This is a genomic window from Williamsia sp. 1135, from assembly GCF_002095395.1.
Classification (GTDB): domain Bacteria; phylum Actinomycetota; class Actinomycetes; order Mycobacteriales; family Mycobacteriaceae; genus Williamsia.
In genome coordinates this window covers 18,008-36,231 of record NZ_MJEI01000087.1, presented here as the reverse complement: position 1 = coordinate 36,231, position 18,224 = coordinate 18,008, and the positions used below count along the sequence as shown (strand labels likewise).

The window sequence follows — 18,224 nt, the reverse complement described above, 5'->3', positions numbered from 1 at the left end:
TGTCACCGACGACCACCAACCCGCGTCGCCAACACCACAGTTGTGGGAGTCGCGAGCGTGGAGGTCCCGCATTGTTCGACGCGCAGACCCGACAATCCGATTCGACCCAGCGTCCCAAGGTGGGTGGTGATCTCCTCGGACGCCGACGAGCCTTTGATGGCAACCAACCGACCGCCAGGCCGTAACAGGGGAGCGGACCACTTACCCAGCCGATCGAGCGGAGCCACCGCACGCGACGTGACGACGTCGGCGCGGCCGGCCGCCTTCACGACGGCCTTCTCCTCGGCACGTCCACGGATGACCCTGACATCGATACCGAGTTCGGCCACGACCTCTTCGAGGAACGTCGCACGGCGAAGCAGAGGTTCGACCAGAGTCATCTCGACACCAGGCTTTGCGATCGCAACCGCGACACCCGGCAGTCCGGCACCGCTGCCGATGTCTACCACCGTCTCGCCATCCGCAAGGATCTCGGCGATCACGGCGCAATTCAGAATGTGCCGTCCCCAGAGTCGGTCCACCTCCCGGGGTCCGATCAAGCCGCGTTCGACACCGGCGTTCGCCAGCGCCTCCCAGTATTTCTCGGCCATCGGTAGACGGTCGGCGAATACCGACACCGCGGCAGCCCGGAGTTGGTCCCCACCCTCGCCCTCGAACTCAGCGGTCATCCGGTCCTCCGTTTCACGTGAAACATCACTTGCACCTTCGTCCGCCCCGGGAACCCGGATCGGCCGGTAAACAACACTCGTGTAACTATGCCTGGAGATAGCAGTGGGCCCCGGCGACACCGCCGGGGCCCATTGCGTCAGTTGTGCGATTCAGCCCTTGAGGACAACGACTCGTCGATTGGGCTCGGTGCCCTCGCTCTCGGAGTAGACCCCGTCGACAGCTGCAACCGCGTCGTGCACGATCTTCCGCTCGAACGGGGACATCGGGTCGAGCTCTTCGCGCTCTCCGCCATCGCGCACACGCTCAGCGACTTCGTTGCCCAACCGCGCGAGCCGCTCGCGACGATCAGCCCGCCACCGCGCGACGTCGAGCATCAACCGACTCCGGTCGCCGGTGGTCCGTTGGACGGCCAGCCGCGTCAGCTCTTGGAGGGCGTCGAGAATCTCGCCGTTCTTGCCCACCAACTTCACGAGGTCCGATCCGCCGTCGATGCTGACGATCGCTCGGTCACCGTCGACGTCCAGATCGATGTCACCGTCGAAGTCCAAGACGTCGAGCAACTGCTCGAGGTAGTCACCCGCGATCTCGCCTTCTTCGACCAGCCGCTCCTCATCGGTCAGACCCGAATCGTCCGAGTCCGCATCGTCTGCGGTGGAGTCGGCGTCGGATACCTCACCGTTCGCCGGCGCTTCGGTCGCCTGTTCCTCCGCTGCCGACTCGTCGATCAATTCCTCGACCACCGCATCCTTGGTCTCTGCACTCATCGAACATCCCTCGCTTTGCACTCATCTGGGTACTGACCTGTCATGGGTCAGCGCCGCTTCTTACGTCGTTGCTGGTTGCCGCCGCGTGCCCCGCCGGGCCCTGTGGCCGGACGTCCGCCTGTCGGTTTCTTCGCGCCATTGGAACTCGGAGAGCCGCTTGCCTTCGGCTTCTCTGAAGACGTGGTCGTCTCCTCCGAGTCCTCTGACGAAGTATCTGCATCAGCTGCTGACGCGTCACCCTTGGTGATGTCCACCCGTTGCGACCCTGACTTGCCTGCCGTCTTCGAGGTGCCTGCCGTCTTCGAGGTATCGGTCGGCTTTGCCCCCGGCTTGGGCTTGGTCGTGACCGCCTTCGCCGCCTGAGGCTTCGCGCCGGGCTTCGGTGCGTTGTTGGAACGCTTCTCGAGTTTGGCGGCCTTTTGGGCCTCTTCTTCCTTCTCGATGTTTCCGAAGACGATGTGCTGCTGCACATAGGTCCAGAGGTTGTTCGAGACCCAGTAGAGAAGGATCGCCACGGGGAAGAAGGCGCCTGAGACGAGGATGCCCAGAGGGAACACGTATAACGCGAGGTTGTTCATGATGCGCGTCTGCGGGTTCTCCATGGCGGCTTCGCTCTGCCGGGCCACGGAAGCCCTCGAGTTCATGTGCGTCGCGATCGACGAGATGATCACGAGCGGGATCACCAGGATGATGATGTTCAGCCGGGTGAAGTCGACCGGCACGCCGGGAGGGCTGAATGCGACCCACTCCGAGGTCGGCTGGATGATGTACGACGACAGGGGGACGCCGAAGAGTCGGGCGTCCAAGAAATTCTGGACCTGATCGACGTTGAAGATGTAGTTCCCGTACGACCGGGTTTCTTCGGCCGTCATTCCCAACTGACCGAAACCCGTGCCCATCCGGTTGAACGAGCGCAGCACGTGGAACAAGCCGATGAAGACCGGGATCTGAGCGAGCATCGGCAGACATCCGAGCAGGGGATTGAACCCGTGCTCCTTCTGGAGCTTCTGCATCTCCTCGGTCATCTTCACGCGATCCTTGCCGTACTTCTTACGGATCGCCTGCATCTGCGGCTGAATTTCTTGCATCTTCCGCGTGGTGCGGATCTGCTTCACGAACGGCTTGTAGAGAATCGCGCGGAGGGTGAAGACCAGGAACACCACCGACAGGGCCCAGGCGATGCCGTCGCCACCCGGTGAGTTGGGCAGCAGGAAGCTGAACGCCTCGTACCATACCCACATGATGGCCGAGACCGGCCAGTAAATGAAATCGAGCACGCGTCAGTTCCTCACTGTTACAACAAGATCCGGCTCTTTGGCCGCGTTTGGGTCGAGTTCCGCAGGTTGCTGCCGGCAAGTGTGCTCGTCATCGGCGTTCCGGCGCTCAGGAATGGGGTCGTAGCCTGGCTTGTGCCAGGGTCCGCACTTCGCGAGCCGTATCAACGACAACAGTCCTCCACGGAGTGCGCCGTACTCGGTCAGTGCCTCGACGGCATAAGTACTGCATGTCGGTTCGAAACGACAGGTAGGCAGTCGCATGGGGGAGACCCACGTGCGGTAGAGCTCGATCAAGAAGATGATCGCTCTGCGAGGCCAGGTGGCGAAGGTCGACCTGCGTACGCCGCGGGGGCTCGCCATCACACAGTCGCCTCGATGCGACGCATTGCCGTGTTGACTGCCGACGACAACTGTCGTTCGAGATCCGGCTGCGAGCAGTTCGCACTGCCACCGAGTGCGCGTACCACGACCATCGCCGCAGGATCGCAGTCGTCGAGAAGCGGTCGAGCGGCAGCACGCAGGCGACGTGAGACCGCGTGGCGAATCACCGAGTTGCCGACAGACTTGCCGACGATCAGCCCGAACCTCGGACCACCGGAGGTGATGAGGTCGGGCTCGGACGGCACCAACACGTGCGCGATCACATCACGCCGACCAACCCGCACCCCTTGCTTGAGGATGCGGGTGAAGTCTGACCTCCGGGTGATCCGGTTCGGTGGTGCCAACACGATAAGTTGCGGCCGGCTACGCAGGCTGCGATACCGCGGCCGACTCAGGCCGTGAGACTCGCGCGTCCCTTGCGGCGACGGGTGTTGACGATTGCGCGTCCCGCACGGGTACGCATACGCAGCCGGAAGCCATGCACACGTGCGCGACGACGGTTGTTCGGTTGGAAAGTCCGCTTGCCCTTGGCCACGGCCAAATCTCCTCATAGTGACGGGCTCGCGTCCATGATTGAGCCCAGCTTGTTAATCGGTGGTCTGGTCGCTACCTCGATGCGTCGGCTACCTGCCAGCCCCTGAGGGCGCTGAGATGAGTAGCCGGAATCGACGATCGGCGACCGTTCGAGACTACTGATGACCGGCGTCAGGGTCAAACTGCGGCCGGATGCATGAAACACCCGCGACCTGCGACATCGTTGTTCGACACGCCTGTTCCGGGGAGATTCTTGCCTTTACCTGCAACATGTGGTGTTCAGTTGTGGCCCCGCGCCGATCTCTGTTAACTTCACCCAAGCTATCCACCCGGGGCGGAATCGCGTTAACCCTTCTGGGGTTCGCTGTGTCTTCCTATTGCTCCACACCTGTGGATAACGGTGTGGACAATTGGTGACGAACCACCAGGAGGGACGACCATGCCAGCCGATTCCGATCACGATTCTTTCAGCGTGATCTGGCACCAGGTGGTCACCGAGCTCAATGACGACACCGCCGGCAACCGGATCCCGTTGTCCAAACAACAGAAGGCCTGGCTCTCCCTCGTCCGGCCGCTGACCCTCGCCGAGGGCTTCGCACTCTTGACCGTGCCGACCCCGCGGGTTCAGGAACAGATCGAGCGCGGACTCCGCGAACCGATCGTTTCTGCGCTCAGCCGCCATCTCGGACACACCGTGGATCTGGCCGTTCGCATCGACCCGATCGCCGCCGATTCAGTGCCAGGCGGCGCACCCGAACTCCCCGACGAGGACAGTCGACCACTACCGGTGGACGACTACGGCAGCTCACGGCTGGCGCGCCCCGACGGTTATGGACGTACGGAGATCCCCGGACGTACCGACATCTCTCCTCCGCCCGAGACGTTCGCCGACCGCGACCGCGATCTGACCAGAGCCAGCGGCAACGGCGGCGAATGGTCGAGTTATTTCTCGGCCGACTCAGGGGCGAAGTCGGATTCCAGTGGCGACTCGAGCCTGAACTCGAAGTACACCTTCGAGACATTCGTCATCGGCGCCTCCAACCGGTTCGCACACGCAGCCGCGGTGGCGATCTCCGAGGCACCGGCGCGGGCCTACAACCCGCTGTTCATCTGGGGTGAATCAGGCCTCGGCAAGACCCACCTGCTCCATGCGGCCGGACACTACGCACAACGACTCTTCCCGGGGATGCGGGTCAAGTACGTCTCCACCGAAGAGTTCACCAACGACTTCATCAACTCGTTGCGTGATGACCGCCGGGTGGCGTTCAAACGCCGATACCGCGACATGGACGTCCTCCTCGTCGACGACATCCAGTTCCTCGAGGGCAAAGAAGGTATCCAGGAAGAGTTCTTCCACACCTTCAACACCTTGCACAACGCGAACAAGCAGATCGTGGTCTCTTCGGATCGGCCACCCAAACAGCTTGCGACGCTTGAAGATCGCCTGCGGACCCGCTTCGAATGGGGTCTGATCACCGACGTTCAGCCACCTGAGCTGGAGACCCGGATCGCCATCCTGCGCAAGAAGGCACAGATGGACGACATCCGGGTACCCGACGACGTCCTCGAACTGATCGCCTCGAAGATCGAACGCAACATCCGTGAACTCGAGGGCGCACTGATCCGGGTCACGGCCTTCGCCTCGCTCAATCACTCTGAACTCGACACCGCACTCGCCGACGTCGTCCTACAGGCTCTGCTACCCGATTCGGCGAGTCTGGAGATCACCGCGGCCACCATCCTCGCGGTCAACGCCGAGTACTTCGACATCAGCATCGAGGAGCTCCGCGGGCCGGGTAAGACCAGGTCAATCGCGCAGGCCCGTCAGATCGCCATGTACCTGTGTCGCGAACTGACCGACCTCTCCCTGCCGAAAATCGGCGAGACGTTCGACCGGGACCACACCACGGTCATGTATGCGGACAAGAAGATCCGCAAGGAGATGGCCGAGCGTCGTCGTGTGTACGACCAGGTCCAAGAACTCACCGCGCGCATCAAACAGCGCTCGCGCCGCTAGCTCTGCCGCCCTTTCACCGGGCTCTCACGCACGTTGATCGTGCCCTTTCATGCGTCGAGCGTGCCCTTCCATGCATCGAGCGTGCCGTTGCGCGCCTTCATCGTGCCGTTGCGCGCGCCGAGTCGGCGTCCCAAACGGCACGTTCGACGCGTCCCATGGCCCGCCGGCGGCGCCACACTCTCAACCCAACGATGAGACTTTGGATACGTTTCCGCCAGAATCACAACCTCTGCCACGAGCAGATCTGCCTGTGTACAAGCCGGTGGATAACTACCGAAATCTGTGGATAGACAGTGCACCTTTCCCGAACCGAGGCGTCCCGTTCACATGCACGTCACGTTGGTTCACGCGCGACTGACATTTCGCCCCCAGGCCTCCGGTGCCGATACCAGCCGAATCTGCCTGTCATCCACAAATTCACAGGACCTATTACTACGAAGAATTTATCTCTCAACAAAGCTCTTTAAAAGCAAGGGTGTGCACAAGTCGTCTCCACAGGCATCGGCCTGGGCAGAATCTCAAGAAGCCGAGCCGACCCCATCGGCACCGAATACTTGTCATCCGCCTTAGAGTGGAGACCCTGGCGCACGCCGCACGGTCGAAGGCTGTCTTCGCACCGGAGCAGGCTCAGCTCGAACAACCAGAAGGGCAAGCTGAACACGATGAAGTTTCGGGTGACTCGCGACGAGTTCGCAGATTCGGTCGCGTGGGTTGCACGTAGCCTGCCGAGCCGGCCTCCGGTACCGGTCCTTGGCGGTGTGCTGCTGACGGTCACCGACACCGGTCTCTCGGTGTCGGGGTTCGACTTCGAGGTCTCGGCACAGGTCAACGTCTCGGCCGAGGTGGCCGACGAAGGCCAGGTGCTGGTGTCCGGCAAGCTGCTTGCCGACATCACCCGGGCCCTCCCGGCCAAACCCGTGGACGTGCAACTCGACGGAACACGCGTCGCGATCGTCTGTGGCAGTGCCAAGTTCTCGCTGCCGACGATGCCGGTGGAGGATTACCCCCAGCTGCCCGACGTCCCGGAGAACACCGGATCCATCCCGTCGGACGTCTTCGCTGAAGCGATCACGCAGGTCGCCATCGCAGCAGGCAAAGACGACACCCTGCCCATGCTGACGGGCATCCGCCTCGAAATCGACAACAACACCGTCGTGCTCGCCGCAACGGACCGGTTTCGCCTCGCGGTTCGCGAGCTCACCTGGACTCCAGAGGTCGCCGACACCACCTCCGCGGTGCTGGTGCCCGCCAAGACGTTGGCCGAAGCCGCCAGAACCGCCGGATCCGACGGCACCTCGGCCGTCGGACTGGCATTCGGCTCCGGAGGGAGCATCGGCGCGGACGGTCTGCTGGGCATCCTCGGATCCGGGCGGCGCACGACCACCCGTCTGCTCGATGCCGAGTTCCCGAAGTTCCGGCAACTGCTGCCGCCGAGTCACACCTCGGTCGCCAACATCGAGATCGGTCCGCTGACCGAGGCGATCAAGCGCGTTGCCCTGGTCGCCGAGCGCGGTGCACAGGTGCGACTCGAGTTCGGTGAGGACACCGTGCTGCTGACCGCGGGCGGCGACGACGCAGGTCGCGCTGAAGAGCAGGTCGACGTGAAGTTCTACGGCGACCCGCTGACCATCGCCTTCAACCCGGGATACCTGCTCGACGGTCTCGGTTCGCTGCATGCCGGGACGGTCGATTTCGGATTCACGACCCCGTCACGTCCCGCGGTACTGCGTCCTGGTTCCGACTCCGAGCCCACACCTGACGACAACGGCGCCTATGCAGCACCCAACAGCGAGTACACGTATCTGCTGATGCCGGTCCGCTTGCCGGGCTGAAAGATGAGCGGCACCGGCGCCGCTGGACAACAATGGTTGCAGCGGAATCCGGACCGCAGCGAGACGTCATCGGCGAAGGAGTGATCGACCATGCAAATGGGTTTGGTGGGACTCGGCAAAATGGGTGGCTTCATGCGCACCCGCATCAAGGATGCAGGCATCGAGGTCGTCGGGTACGACCCACGGCCTGAGGTCACCGACGTCGGCTCCCTCGCCGCACTCACTGAGGCGCTCGACGCGCCGCGGATCGTCTGGGTCATGGTCCCCTCCGGGGAACCGACCAGGTCCACCGTGCGCACCCTCTCGGAGACCCTGTCACCCGGTGATCTCGTGATCGACGGCGGCAACTCGAAGTACACCGACGACGCCATCAACGCAGAACTGTTGAGCGCCAAAGGAATCAGCTACATCGACTGTGGTGTATCCGGCGGCGTCTGGGGTCTGGAGAACGGTTACGGCCTGATGTGTGGCGGAGCCAAGGACGATGTCGCCCGCGCGATGCCGATCTTCGACGCGCTACGCCCGCCGGGCGAGCGTGCCGACGGATTCGTCCATGCCGGGCAGGTCGGTGCAGGTCACTACGCCAAAATGGTGCACAACGGCATCGAGTACGGACTGATGCATGCCTATGGCGAGGGATACGAGATCCTCGACGCCGAACCGCTCATCGAAGATGTCACCGGCACCCTGCGGGCCTGGACCAACGGCACCGTCGTGCGGTCGTGGCTGCTCGAACTCCTGGTCAAGGCGTTGCAGGAGGATCCCGGTCTGGCCGAGATCTCCGACTACACAACCGATTCCGGTGAAGGACGCTGGACGGTCGAAGAAGCCATCCGCCATTCGGTGCCTGCCAACGTCATTTCCGCAGCGCTGTTCGCACGTTTTGCATCCCGGCAAGAGGGCGGCTCACCCGCACTCAAGGCGGTCTCGGCCTTGCGCAACCAGTTCGGCGGTCATTCGGTGGTTCCCAAGTCCGCGTCGTCCGAGTGACTTGCGGGAGTTGATCTGACGAGGTGTTCGTCCGCAACCTGGGCCTGCGCAACTTCCGCTCGTGGGAAGATGTTTCCGTCGAACTAGATACCGGCACAACGCTTTTCGTGGGAAGCAACGGTTTCGGCAAGACGAATCTGCTTGAGGCGCTCTACTATCTCGCCGGCCTGAGATCACATCGGGTGAGCACCGATGCGCCGCTCATCAGAACCGGTGCCGACCAGGCGAAAGTGTCGGCCACCGTCGAGAACGACGGGCGTGAGCTGACCGTCGACCTGCTGATCGGTGGAGCGCGGGCGAACAAGGCTGCGATCAACGGCGCCCCGTGCCGGCGCCCCCGCGACATCCTCGGGATCCTGCGGACTGTCATGTTCGCACCGGAGGATCTCGCGCTCGTCCGGGGTGACCCGGGCGAGCGGCGTCGGTTCGTCGACGAACTCATCGCGATGCGGGGACCGCGGTGGGCGGCTGCGAAGGCGGATTACGATCGGGTGCTCCGTCAGCGTGCCGCCCTGCTCAAGACTGCGTCGTCGGCACTGCGGCGTGGTGACGGAGAGTCGGTGATCAGCACCTTGGACGTGTGGGATGCTCAGCTCGCCGACTTCGGAGCGCAGGTGACCGCGGCGCGGATAGATCTGGTTCGTGAGCTGGAACCCCATGTGCAACAGTCGTATTCAACCATCGCACCACAGTCGCGGCCGGCCGGTATGCGGTATCGGCCGTCGATCTCCGTGGACATCGGGCCACCGCCGGGGGAGGCGGCGGACGTGGAATACATCGAGGCGGCGATGCTCAACGATCTCGGGACCCTGCGTCAGAAGGAGATCGACCGGGGAGTGTGTCTGGTCGGACCCCACCGAGACGACATCGAACTGTTGCTCGGGACGGAGACGGCCAAGGGATTCGCCAGCCACGGGGAGTCGTGGTCACTGGCACTGGCGCTGCGACTCGGTTCGGTGGAACTGGTGCGTTCGGACGGGGCGGAACCGGTACTCCTGCTCGACGACGTCTTCGCCGAACTCGATGCCCGTCGCCGTGAGAAACTGGCCGATGTCGCCGGAACCGCCGAACAGGTCCTCATCACCGCGGCCGTCGCCGATGACATACCCGCCTCGATCGGTGGCAGGACGGTCTCGGTGAACATCGTCGAGGCAGATGGCGTCCGGACCTCGGAACTGGTGAGTTGATCATGGCCGAAGAGCCCGAGTCCACCGAACAGGGCAGCGGATACGACATGGCCCGCAAGGCGCTCGAAGACGCCCGCGCGGCCGCTCGCGCCGCAGGAAAATCGGTGGGCCAGGGGCGTGCGTCCCCCAGCAAGAGGACATCCACACCGCGGCCCGCCGCGCGACGGGGCTGGACCGGCGCCGGCCCCGACGTCCATGATCCGCAGCCGATGGGAAGGGTCGCGGGCAACCTCGCAGGTCGCCGGGGCTGGAACTCGAAGATCTCCGAGGGGACCGTGATGGGTGCCTGGGACCGCATCGTCGGGGCTGAGATAGCTGCGCACGCCCAGCCCAAGATGTTGCGCGACAAGGTGTTACACGTCACCGCCGAATCAACTGCCTGGGCGACCCAACTGCGACTGATCCAGTCGCAGATCCTGGCGAAGATCGCTGCAGCGGCCGGCAACAACGTGGTGACCAGTCTCCGGATAACCGGCCCGCAGAGCCCCTCGTGGCGCAAAGGTGAACGTCATGTGAAGGGTCGCGGACCGCGCGACACGTACGGCTGACGCCGCAGGCGTCGGCCCGAAGCCACAACGGGCGATGAATCCCGCCAGAGCGGCAACGGCGTGCCGGGAGCGTCGGTCGGACTAGGTGCAAACCGAAAAAATCCGTCTGCGGAGACATCAGGGGTGTTGCAGGGCTATTCCTTGTCGCATGACCCAGTAGTATGTAGGGAGTTGCCCCGAACCGGGGTAGACCGCCACGTCGAGGGCCCCGGACTCAGCAGCCGATACCGTGCTGCCCGGTGCCTCACGCGTGCGCGACTGAATTGGCGATGTAAGGAGCGGACGCACTCGTGGCCGACAGCACCGAACCCCAGCAGCCGGAACAACCGGACAAGCCGGAACCCACCAAGAAGGTCCCGGCGAAGAAGAAGGGGAACCCCGAATACGGTGCCGATTCGATCAGCATCCTCGAGGGACTCGAAGCGGTCCGTAAACGCCCGGGTATGTACATCGGGTCCACCGGTGAACGTGGACTGCACCATCTGATCTGGGAGGTCGTCGACAACTCCGTCGACGAGGCGATGGCGGGATACGCCAGTCGCGTCGACGTCACCCTGCGGGCCGATGGTGCGGTGCAGGTCGTCGACGACGGTCGCGGTATCCCCACAGGTATGCACAAGACCGGCATCCCGACCGTCGAGGTCGTCATGACCCAGTTGCACGCCGGCGGAAAGTTCGATTCCGATTCCTACGCGGTGTCCGGCGGTCTGCACGGCGTCGGTATCTCCGTGGTCAACGCATTGTCGAAGACGGTGGAGTTGGAGATCAACCACGCGGGCTTCGAGTGGCAGCAGACCTACACGAACGCTGTCGCCGGTGAGCTCAAGAAGGGCTCGCCGACCAAGAAGACCGGCACCACGGTCCGGTACTGGGCCGATGAGAAGATCTTCGAGACCACCACCTACAACTTCGACACCATCGCGCGGCGACTGCAGGAGATGGCCTTCCTCAACAAGGGCCTCACCATCACCCTGACCGACGAGCGTCCGGCCACCATCGAGGCGGGCGACGCCGAAGACGTCGAGGTCGCCGAAGCGCCGAAGTCCGAGGACGAGCTCGCCGAGGAAGCCGCGAACACCGAACTCGCCGACGAGGTCGACGTCCCCGCCGACGTCCCGGTCGATTCCGAGGGCAGGCCCGAGGGTCGCAAGAACAAGAGCCGCACCCGGATCTACCACTACCCCGGTGGACTCGAAGACTTCGTGCGCCATCTCAACAACGGCAAGACCGCGAGCAAGACCGCGATCCACAACTCGGTCATCGGGTTCACGGCGAAGGGCACCGGGCATGAGCTCGAGGTCGCGATGCAGTGGAACAACGGCTACTCCGAATCGGTGCACACCTTCGCGAACACCATCAACACCCACGAGGGCGGCACCCACGAAGAGGGTTTCCGCTCTGCTCTCACGGCGACGGTCAACAAGTACGCCACCGAGAAGAAGCTGGTGAAGGACAAGGGCGACAAGCTCACCGGCGACGACATCCGTGAGGGTCTGGCCGCGGTCATCTCGATTAAGGTCTCCGATCCGCAGTTCGAAGGACAGACGAAGACCAAGCTGGGCAACACCGAGGTCCGCAGCTTTGTGCAGAAGGTGAGCAACGAGCACCTCGCGCACTGGTTCGAGTCGAACCCGGCCGAGGCGAAGATCATCATCCGGAAGGCTGTTGAATCCGCCAACGCCCGGATGGCAGCCCGCAAAGCACGAGAGTTGGTGCGCCGCAAGAGCGCCAATGACATCGGTGGTCTTCCCGGCAAGCTCGCCGACTGCCGGAGTAAGGACCCCAGCAAGTGTGAGGTCTACATCGTGGAGGGCGACTCGGCCGGCGGCAGCGCCAAGTCCGGTCGCGACTCGATGTATCAGGCGATCCTCCCGATCCGCGGCAAGATCATCAACGTCGAGAAGGCGCGCATCGACCGGGTTCTCAAGAACACCGAGGTCCAGTCGATCATCACCGCGTTCGGCACGGGTATCCACGACGAGTTCGACCTCGCGAAGTTGCGCTACCACAAGATCGTGTTGATGGCCGATGCCGACGTTGACGGACAACACATCTCGACGTTGCTGATGACGCTGCTGTTCCGGTTCATGCGACCGCTGGTGGAGCATGGCCACGTTTATCTGGCCCAGCCGCCGCTGTACAAACTCAAGTGGCAGAAGGGTGCCGCACCAGAGTTCGCGTACTCCGATCGCGAACGCGACGGATTGCTCGAGGCCGGCGCGCAGGCGGGCAAGAAGATCAACAAAGAAGACGGTATCCAGCGTTACAAGGGTCTCGGTGAGATGAATGCCAAGGAGTTGTGGGAGACCACGATGGATCCCTCGGTGCGGGTGCTGCGGCAGGTCACGCTCGATGACGCCGCCGCCGCCGATGAACTGTTCAGTGTGCTGATGGGTGAGGACGTGGTGGCACGGCGCAGCTTCATCGCCCGTAACGCCAAAGACGTTCGCTTCCTGGACGTCTGACGCATCCTCACCTGCCGAACCTGATACGACGAAAGTGAACTCATGACCGACACCTTGCCACCGGACGGTGGCCCCGGCGACCGCGTCGAACCCGTAGACATCCAGCAGGAGATGCAGCGCAGCTACATCGATTACGCCATGAGCGTGATCGTCGGACGTGCCCTGCCCGAGGTCCGCGACGGCCTCAAACCGGTACACCGCCGCCTGCTGTATGCCATGAACGATGCCGGTTTCCGGCCCGACCGCAGCTACGTGAAATCCGCGAAACCCGTTGCGGAGACCATGGGTAACTACCATCCGCACGGCGACACCGCGATCTACGACGCGTTGGTCCGCCTCGCGCAGCCGTGGTCGATGCGGTACCCGATGGTCGACGGCCAGGGAAACTTCGGTTCACGCGGTAACGACGGCGCCGCCGCCATGAGGTACACGGAAGCCCGTCTGACTCCGCTGGCGATGGAGATGCTGCGCGACATCGGTGAGGAGACAGTCGATTTCACGCCGAACTACGACGGCAAGACGCAGGAACCGACGGTCCTGCCCTCGCGAGTGCCCAACCTGCTGATCAACGGCTCGAGCGGCATCGCGGTCGGCATGGCCACCAACATCCCACCGCACAACCTCGGTGAGGTCGCCGACGCCGTCTTCTGGGCGCTCGACAACTACGAGGCCGACGAAGAGACAACGCTCGCCGCCTGCATGGAGCGCGTCAAAGGACCCGACTTCCCCACGTACGGACTGATTGTCGGCGGCCAGGGCATCCGCGACGCGTACACCACCGGGCGAGGCAGTATCCGTATGCGCGGCGTGGTGCGGATCGAGGAGAACAAGGGTGCGACGACCCTCGTGATCACCGAATTGCCGTATCAGGTGAACCCGGACAACATGATCCAGTCGATCGCCGAGCAGGTGAACGAGGGAAAGCTCAAGGGCATCAGCAGGATCGACGACGAGTCCTCGGACCGCGTCGGCATGCAGATCGTGGTCACCCTGCGCCGGGACGCGGTGGCGAAGGTGGTGCTGAACAATCTCTACAAGCACAGCCAGTTGCAGACCAGTTTCGGTGTGAACATGCTCTCGATCGTCGACGGCGTGCCCCGAACGTTGCGGCTGGACAAGATGATCCGGCTGTACGTGGAGCACCAGATCGACGTCATCATCCGGCGGACCCGTTACCGGCTGCGTAAGGCCGAAGAGCGCGCACACATCCTGCGCGGTCTCGTCAAAGCCCTTGATGCCCTTGATGAAGTCATCGCGTTGATCCGTCGGTCCCAGACCGTGGACCTGGCCCGCACCGGGTTGATCGACCTGCTCGACGTCGACGAGATCCAGGCCGACGCCATCTTGGCGATGCAGTTGCGTCGACTCGCGGCCCTCGAGCGGCAGAAGATCGTCGACGAGTTGGCCGAGATCGAGATCGAGATCGCGGACTACAAGGACATTCTCGCCAAGCCGGAGCGTCAGCGCGCCATCGTGCGTGACGAGCTGGCCGAGATCGTCGAGAAGTTCGCCGACGAGCGTCGTACCAAGATCATCGCCGCCGACGGTGATGTCTCCGACGAGGATCTGATCGCCCGCGAGGACGTGGTGGTCACGATCACCGAGACCGGGTACGCCAAGCGCACCAAGACCGACCTTTACCGCAGCCAGAAACGTGGCGGTAAGGGCGTGCAGGGAGCGGGGCTCAAACAGGACGACATCGTTCGGCACTTCTTCGTGTGCTCCACCCACGATTGGATCCTGTTCTTCACCACCAAGGGTCGTGTGTACCGCGCGAAGGCGTACGAACTGCCCGAGGCGAACCGCACCGCCCGCGGCCAGCACGTCGCCAACCTCCTGGCCTTCCAGCCGGAGGAGCGGATCGCGCAGGTCATCCAGATCAAGAGCTACGAGGATGCGCCCTATCTGGTGCTCGCCACCCTCGGCGGCCTGGTGAAGAAGTCGCGTCTGGTCGACTTCGACTCCAACCGGTCCGGCGGCATCTTCGCGATCAACCTGCGCGGAGAAGACGAACTGGTCGGTGCTCAGCTGTGCAGCGCCGAGGACGACCTACTGCTGGTCTCGACCAAGGGCCAGTCGATCCGGTTCTCCGCTACCGATGACGCGCTCCGTCCGATGGGCAGGCAGACGTCGGGTGTCCAAGGCATGCGATTCAACGACGAGGACCAGTTGTTGTCGTTGAATGTCGTGCGTGATGACACGTACCTGCTGGTCGCGACATCGGGTGGTTATGCCAAACGCACTGCGATGACCGACTACCCGGTTCAGGGTCGCGGCGGCAAGGGCGTGCTGACAATCCAGTACGACAAGCGCCGCGGAGCACTGGTCGGAGCCCTGATCGTCGACGACGACAGCGAGCTGTACGCGATCACCTCCGGAGGTGGTGTGATCCGTACCGCCGCGAAGCAGGTCCGCAAGGCAGGTCGCCAAACCAAGGGCGTCCGCCTGATGAACCTGGGCGAAGGAACTACGCTCTTGGCTATCGCCCGTAACGCCGACGAACCGGATGAACTGGTCGAGACGGACAACGGGCCTGCCGGCAAGAAGTAGCAGTAAGCAAGCGGAGCCCGATCAACGCTCCTCCTCACCGGAGGCGAGGCAAAGGAACGCATGAGCACACCCAACGAGCCGAACAAGCCGACTCAGACCCCGGCGGGTCAGGCGCCCAAGGGGCAGCCGGGGAGTGGCGACCAGGAATCCGGTAACGGATCTCGGGCCGCGGTCTCCGTGCAGGAGTCTGCCGCGCGTTCCGGTGACACCCCCGCGACGAAGGCGACTCCGGCGGTCGGTCCGCAGGCGCCTCCCGCGGCCCAGGCCGGTCCCACCCGCCCTGCCGGCAACGGACAGGGTCCGGGCGGGGTGCCGCCCTGGCAGCGGGCAGCGGGTCCGGGCAATCAGGGTCCGGGCAATCAGGGACCCGGCAACGCTGGCGCCCAGGGACCGCAGGGCGGCCCGGGTAAGCCACCCCTGCCTGCGGGTAGCCAGCCGCCCCCCGGGTCCGGTAGCGGGCAGCAGCCCGGTGCGCCGGGCCCCGGCCGGGGTCCTTCGGGTCCGCCGCCGGGTCGTGGTCAGGGGCCGGGGAACGTGTCGACGGGTAAGCGTCCGGTGATCACCGGCACCGCCGCCCCGAAGCCGATCGACGGACCCACGCGCAACATCGATCGCCGGGATCTGCCCCAGGAAGAGCTGCCGGACCTCGACGCCATCCATCACCCGGAGGTGGCCGCGACCGGCCCGTCACGGTCGATCGAGGCCGTGCCGTCTCCAGGTGCAATGGGAGCGCTCCGGGCGTCGGTGCAGTTGCGCCGCATCGACCCGTGGTCGGCCTTCAAGGTCTCCGCCGTGCTGTCGGTGGCCTCGTTCTTCATCTGGATGATCGCTGTCGGTGTGCTGTATCTCATCCTCGACGGAATGGGTGTTTGGGATCAGCTGAACAACTCGTTCGGGACCCTGGTGTCGAGTGACACGACCACCGAGTCGTCGTTCGAGATCGGTGCCGGCGGTGTGTTCGGGATCGCGGCCCTCATCGGCGCGGTCAACGTGGTGCTGTTCACCGCACTCGCCACTGTCGGATCCTTCATCTACAACCTGTCTTCCGACCTTGTCGGCGGAATGGAGATCACCCTTGCGGACCGCGACTAGAGCCCGATCTGACCAGGCGTTTTGTCGCCTGGGCATGCGGTCGGGTAATCTCTGACTTCGGTTCACGGGCCTATAGCTCAGGCGGTTAGAGCGCTTCGCTGATAACGAAGAGGTCGGAGGTTCAAGTCCTCCTAGGCCCACCGTGACGACGAGCCAGAGAGCGGTAAAACCCCCCGAAAGGAGGGCGCGATGAAGACAGTTCTGATCACCGCAGCCGCACTCGCACTCATCGTCGCAGGCCTGCTCACAGAATCTCGACGCAATATCGAGGTGTGGCACGGCCTACCCGAAGACCAGTGAGAACTGGCACGGGGCCTTAGCTCAGTTGGTAGAGCGCTGCCTTTGCAAGGCAGATGTCAGGAGTTCGAATCTCCTAGGCTCCACAAGTGTTTTCTTGTTCCAGGGCGCGTTTGGCAAACGCGAGCCGGCCGCGCCAGAGTGGTGTCATGGAACTTCGCATATTCGTCGAACCTCAGCAGGGTGCCACCTACTCCGACCAGCTGGCGGTCGCCCGCACGGCCGAGGCCGCGGGATTCGGGGCCTTCTTCCGGTCGGATCACTACCTCGCCATGAATGTCGAGGGAAGCCCGGGACCGACGGACACCTGGACCACGCTCGCGGGTCTGGCCCGCGAAACCAGCACGATCCGACTGGGCACACTTGTCACCTCGGCGACCTTCCGGTACCCGGGACCGCTCGCGATCGCGGTCGCCCAGGTGGACGAGATGTCCGGTGGTCGGGTCGAGTTCGGATACGGCGCAGGTTGGTTCAGCGCGGAGCACGAGGCCTATGCGATCCCGTTCCCTTCGCTGGGGGCGCGATTCGACAAGTTGGAGGAATCGCTCGCGGTGATCACCGGGCTCTGGAAAACGCCTGTGGGAGAGAAATTCTCGTACTCGGGTGAGTACTACACCGTGAAGGACTCGCCGGCGTTGCCGAAGCCGGTGCAGACACCGATGCCGCCCATCGTGCTCGGCGGGCAGGGCAAGAAGCGGACCCCGGCCCTCGCCGCTCAGTACGCCGACGAGTTCAACGTCCCGTTCATCTCGGCGGGAGACGCCCAGCAGGCCTTCGACCGGGTGCGGCAGGCCTGCGAAGTCCGTGGGCGCGCTGCCGAGGACCTGATCTACTCGGCCGCGCTGACGGTATGCGCCGGTGTCGACGACGCGGAGGTCGCCCGTCGCGCCACGAACATCGGGCGTGACCTGGCGGAGCTACGCAAGGACGGCTTGGCGGGGTCGCCGGCCGAGATCGTCGACAAGATCGGCAGCTACCGCGAGATCGGGGCGTCGCGGATTTATCTGCAGGTTCTCGACATGTCCGACCTCGGGCACCTCGAGTTCATCGCCGACAAGGTGATACGCCAGCTCTGATCGGCCCGATCGGTCGACTCTCAGTAGCCGAGTTCGCCTCGGCGGCGTGATTCGATGTCACGTCGCCGCTGCTGCTCGTCGGCGTCGAGCCCTGGTGCTTCGGTGTTGTCGGGGCCTGCCCAGATCCGGATGGCGCCGAACAACAGGGGGAGCACGATGAACACGAGCCACGCCATCGGTACTCCGAGTGCCAAGAGCAGGAGGAAGACCAGCACCGTGCCGCCGGAGGCGAACAGGTGCAGCGTCCGCATCACCTTGTCCCTGCGTCCGGGGCTGGGAACCGGGGCCGCCGCAGCCCGGGCCGCGGGGGTCAGCGCAGAGCTGCCGTCACCGGGGCCGAACGGCGTCGGCTCCGGCAGATCCATGAACAACTCCGACAACTCTGATCGAGTGTGTGCCGTGGTGACCGCATCGACGCGCTCCGAATACTCGGCGTTGTCGAGTCGCCCGCTGGTGTAGTGCTCACCCAGCGCCTCGAGTGCCGAGGTGCGCTCAGCATTGCCTATCCGGATCTCGCGAGGTTTTTCTGAATCCATGGGTCAATT

The 18,224-nt window shown here is 64.0% G+C and carries 16 protein-coding genes and 2 tRNA genes; 11 read left to right on the top strand and 7 right to left on the bottom strand.

What is annotated here, in order from left to right; translation table 11 throughout:
* Window positions 1–2: 2 nt before the first annotated feature.
* The 6 genes from rsmG to rpmH form a co-directional block, all read right to left on the bottom strand.
* Window positions 3–668, bottom strand: coding sequence for a 16S rRNA (guanine(527)-N(7))-methyltransferase RsmG (gene rsmG / locus BFL43_RS11230; RefSeq protein ID WP_084892633.1), 666 nt, complete (start codon window positions 666–668; stop codon window positions 3–5).
* Window positions 669–818: 150 nt separating this feature from the next.
* Entirely contained in the window at window positions 819–1,433 is a 615-nt protein-coding gene (locus BFL43_RS11225) for a R3H domain-containing nucleic acid-binding protein (protein ID WP_084892632.1), read from the bottom strand.
* A gap of 47 nt (window positions 1,434–1,480) precedes the next feature.
* A complete protein-coding gene (gene yidC, locus BFL43_RS11220; RefSeq protein ID WP_084892631.1) occupies window positions 1,481–2,710 on the bottom strand; it encodes a membrane protein insertase YidC in 1,230 nt (409 codons plus the stop codon).
* A gap of 3 nt (window positions 2,711–2,713) precedes the next feature.
* Window positions 2,714–3,070, bottom strand: a complete 357-nt coding sequence (gene yidD, locus BFL43_RS11215; RefSeq protein ID WP_084892630.1) for a membrane protein insertion efficiency factor YidD — start codon at window positions 3,068–3,070, stop codon at window positions 2,714–2,716.
* Complete coding sequence (rnpA, locus tag BFL43_RS11210) at window positions 3,070–3,435, bottom strand: ribonuclease P protein component (RefSeq protein WP_084892672.1); 366 nt, start codon at window positions 3,433–3,435, stop codon at window positions 3,070–3,072. Before rnpA ends, yidD begins: the two co-directional genes overlap by 1 nt.
* A gap of 47 nt (window positions 3,436–3,482) precedes the next feature.
* The gene (gene rpmH, locus BFL43_RS11205; RefSeq protein WP_084837894.1) at window positions 3,483–3,626 is read right to left on the bottom strand and encodes a 50S ribosomal protein L34; all 144 of its coding nucleotides are present in this window, start codon (window positions 3,624–3,626) and stop codon (window positions 3,483–3,485) included.
* A gap of 438 nt (window positions 3,627–4,064) precedes the next feature.
* Between rpmH and dnaA the strand changes: the two genes are divergently transcribed.
* The 11 genes from dnaA (at window position 4,065) to BFL43_RS11145 (ending at window position 17,679) form a co-directional block, all read left to right on the top strand.
* On the top strand, window positions 4,065–5,642 hold the full coding sequence (dnaA, locus tag BFL43_RS11200; RefSeq protein ID WP_084892629.1) for a chromosomal replication initiator protein DnaA: 1,578 nt from the start codon (window positions 4,065–4,067) through the stop codon (window positions 5,640–5,642).
* Between the two features lie 662 nt (window positions 5,643–6,304).
* Window positions 6,305–7,474 carry a DNA polymerase III subunit beta gene (gene dnaN, locus BFL43_RS11190; protein ID WP_084892627.1) on the top strand — a complete coding sequence of 390 codons (1,170 nt, stop codon included), beginning with the start codon at window positions 6,305–6,307 and terminating at the stop codon, window positions 7,472–7,474.
* A gap of 90 nt (window positions 7,475–7,564) precedes the next feature.
* Window positions 7,565–8,464, top strand: a complete 900-nt coding sequence (gnd, locus tag BFL43_RS11185; RefSeq protein WP_084892626.1) for a phosphogluconate dehydrogenase (NAD(+)-dependent, decarboxylating) — start codon at window positions 7,565–7,567, stop codon at window positions 8,462–8,464.
* Between the two features lie 23 nt (window positions 8,465–8,487).
* Window positions 8,488–9,651: a DNA replication/repair protein RecF gene (gene recF, locus BFL43_RS11180; RefSeq protein WP_084892625.1), complete on the top strand. Its 1,164-nt coding sequence runs from the start codon at window positions 8,488–8,490 to the stop codon at window positions 9,649–9,651.
* A gap of 2 nt (window positions 9,652–9,653) precedes the next feature.
* On the top strand, window positions 9,654–10,199 hold the full coding sequence (locus BFL43_RS11175) for a DUF721 family protein (protein ID WP_084892624.1): 546 nt from the start codon (window positions 9,654–9,656) through the stop codon (window positions 10,197–10,199).
* A gap of 290 nt (window positions 10,200–10,489) precedes the next feature.
* Window positions 10,490–12,664 (top strand): DNA topoisomerase (ATP-hydrolyzing) subunit B, encoded by a 2,175-nt coding sequence (gene gyrB / locus BFL43_RS11170; protein ID WP_084892623.1) that lies wholly within the window; start codon window positions 10,490–10,492, stop codon window positions 12,662–12,664.
* 42 nt (window positions 12,665–12,706) lie between these two features.
* Window positions 12,707–15,214, top strand: coding sequence for a DNA gyrase subunit A (gene gyrA, locus BFL43_RS11165; protein WP_084892622.1), 2,508 nt, complete (start codon window positions 12,707–12,709; stop codon window positions 15,212–15,214).
* Window positions 15,215–15,274: 60 nt separating this feature from the next.
* Window positions 15,275–16,306, top strand: coding sequence for a DUF3566 domain-containing protein (locus BFL43_RS11160; RefSeq protein ID WP_084892621.1), 1,032 nt, complete (start codon window positions 15,275–15,277; stop codon window positions 16,304–16,306).
* A 66-nt stretch (window positions 16,307–16,372) separates the two neighbouring features.
* Window positions 16,373–16,446, top strand: a tRNA-Ile gene (locus tag BFL43_RS11155).
* A gap of 170 nt (window positions 16,447–16,616) precedes the next feature.
* A tRNA-Ala gene (locus BFL43_RS11150) sits at window positions 16,617–16,689 on the top strand.
* A 63-nt stretch (window positions 16,690–16,752) separates the two neighbouring features.
* Window positions 16,753–17,679, top strand: a complete 927-nt coding sequence (locus BFL43_RS11145; RefSeq protein WP_084892620.1) for an LLM class F420-dependent oxidoreductase — start codon at window positions 16,753–16,755, stop codon at window positions 17,677–17,679.
* Between the two features lie 20 nt (window positions 17,680–17,699).
* Here BFL43_RS11145 and BFL43_RS11140 read toward each other — a convergent pair whose 3' ends face one another.
* Window positions 17,700–18,215 (bottom strand): DUF1707 domain-containing protein, encoded by a 516-nt coding sequence (locus BFL43_RS11140; protein ID WP_084892619.1) that lies wholly within the window; start codon window positions 18,213–18,215, stop codon window positions 17,700–17,702.
* Window positions 18,216–18,224: the final 9 nt, after the last annotated feature.

What these genes read in the sequence shown, in the direction of transcription:
- gnd (WP_084892626.1), top strand. Translation starts at nt 7,565, where the DNA reads ATGCAAATGGGTTTGGTGGGACTCGGCAAAATGGGTGGCTTCATGCGC.
- yidD (WP_084892630.1), bottom strand. Translation starts at nt 3,070, where the DNA reads ATGGCGAGCCCCCGCGGCGTACGCAGGTCGACCTTCGCCACCTGGCCT.
- dnaA (WP_084892629.1), top strand. Translation starts at nt 4,065, where the DNA reads ATGCCAGCCGATTCCGATCACGATTCTTTCAGCGTGATCTGGCACCAG.
- BFL43_RS11140 (WP_084892619.1), bottom strand. Translation starts at nt 18,215, where the DNA reads ATGGATTCAGAAAAACCTCGCGAGATCCGGATAGGCAATGCTGAGCGC.
- BFL43_RS11225 (WP_084892632.1), bottom strand. Translation starts at nt 1,433, where the DNA reads ATGAGTGCAGAGACCAAGGATGCGGTGGTCGAGGAATTGATCGACGAG.
- rsmG (WP_084892633.1), bottom strand. Translation starts at nt 668, where the DNA reads ATGACCGCTGAGTTCGAGGGCGAGGGTGGGGACCAACTCCGGGCTGCC.
- BFL43_RS11175 (WP_084892624.1), top strand. Translation starts at nt 9,654, where the DNA reads ATGGCCGAAGAGCCCGAGTCCACCGAACAGGGCAGCGGATACGACATG.
- BFL43_RS11145 (WP_084892620.1), top strand. Translation starts at nt 16,753, where the DNA reads ATGGAACTTCGCATATTCGTCGAACCTCAGCAGGGTGCCACCTACTCC.
- gyrA (WP_084892622.1), top strand. Translation starts at nt 12,707, where the DNA reads ATGACCGACACCTTGCCACCGGACGGTGGCCCCGGCGACCGCGTCGAA.
- dnaN (WP_084892627.1), top strand. Translation starts at nt 6,305, where the DNA reads ATGAAGTTTCGGGTGACTCGCGACGAGTTCGCAGATTCGGTCGCGTGG.
- BFL43_RS11160 (WP_084892621.1), top strand. Translation starts at nt 15,275, where the DNA reads ATGAGCACACCCAACGAGCCGAACAAGCCGACTCAGACCCCGGCGGGT.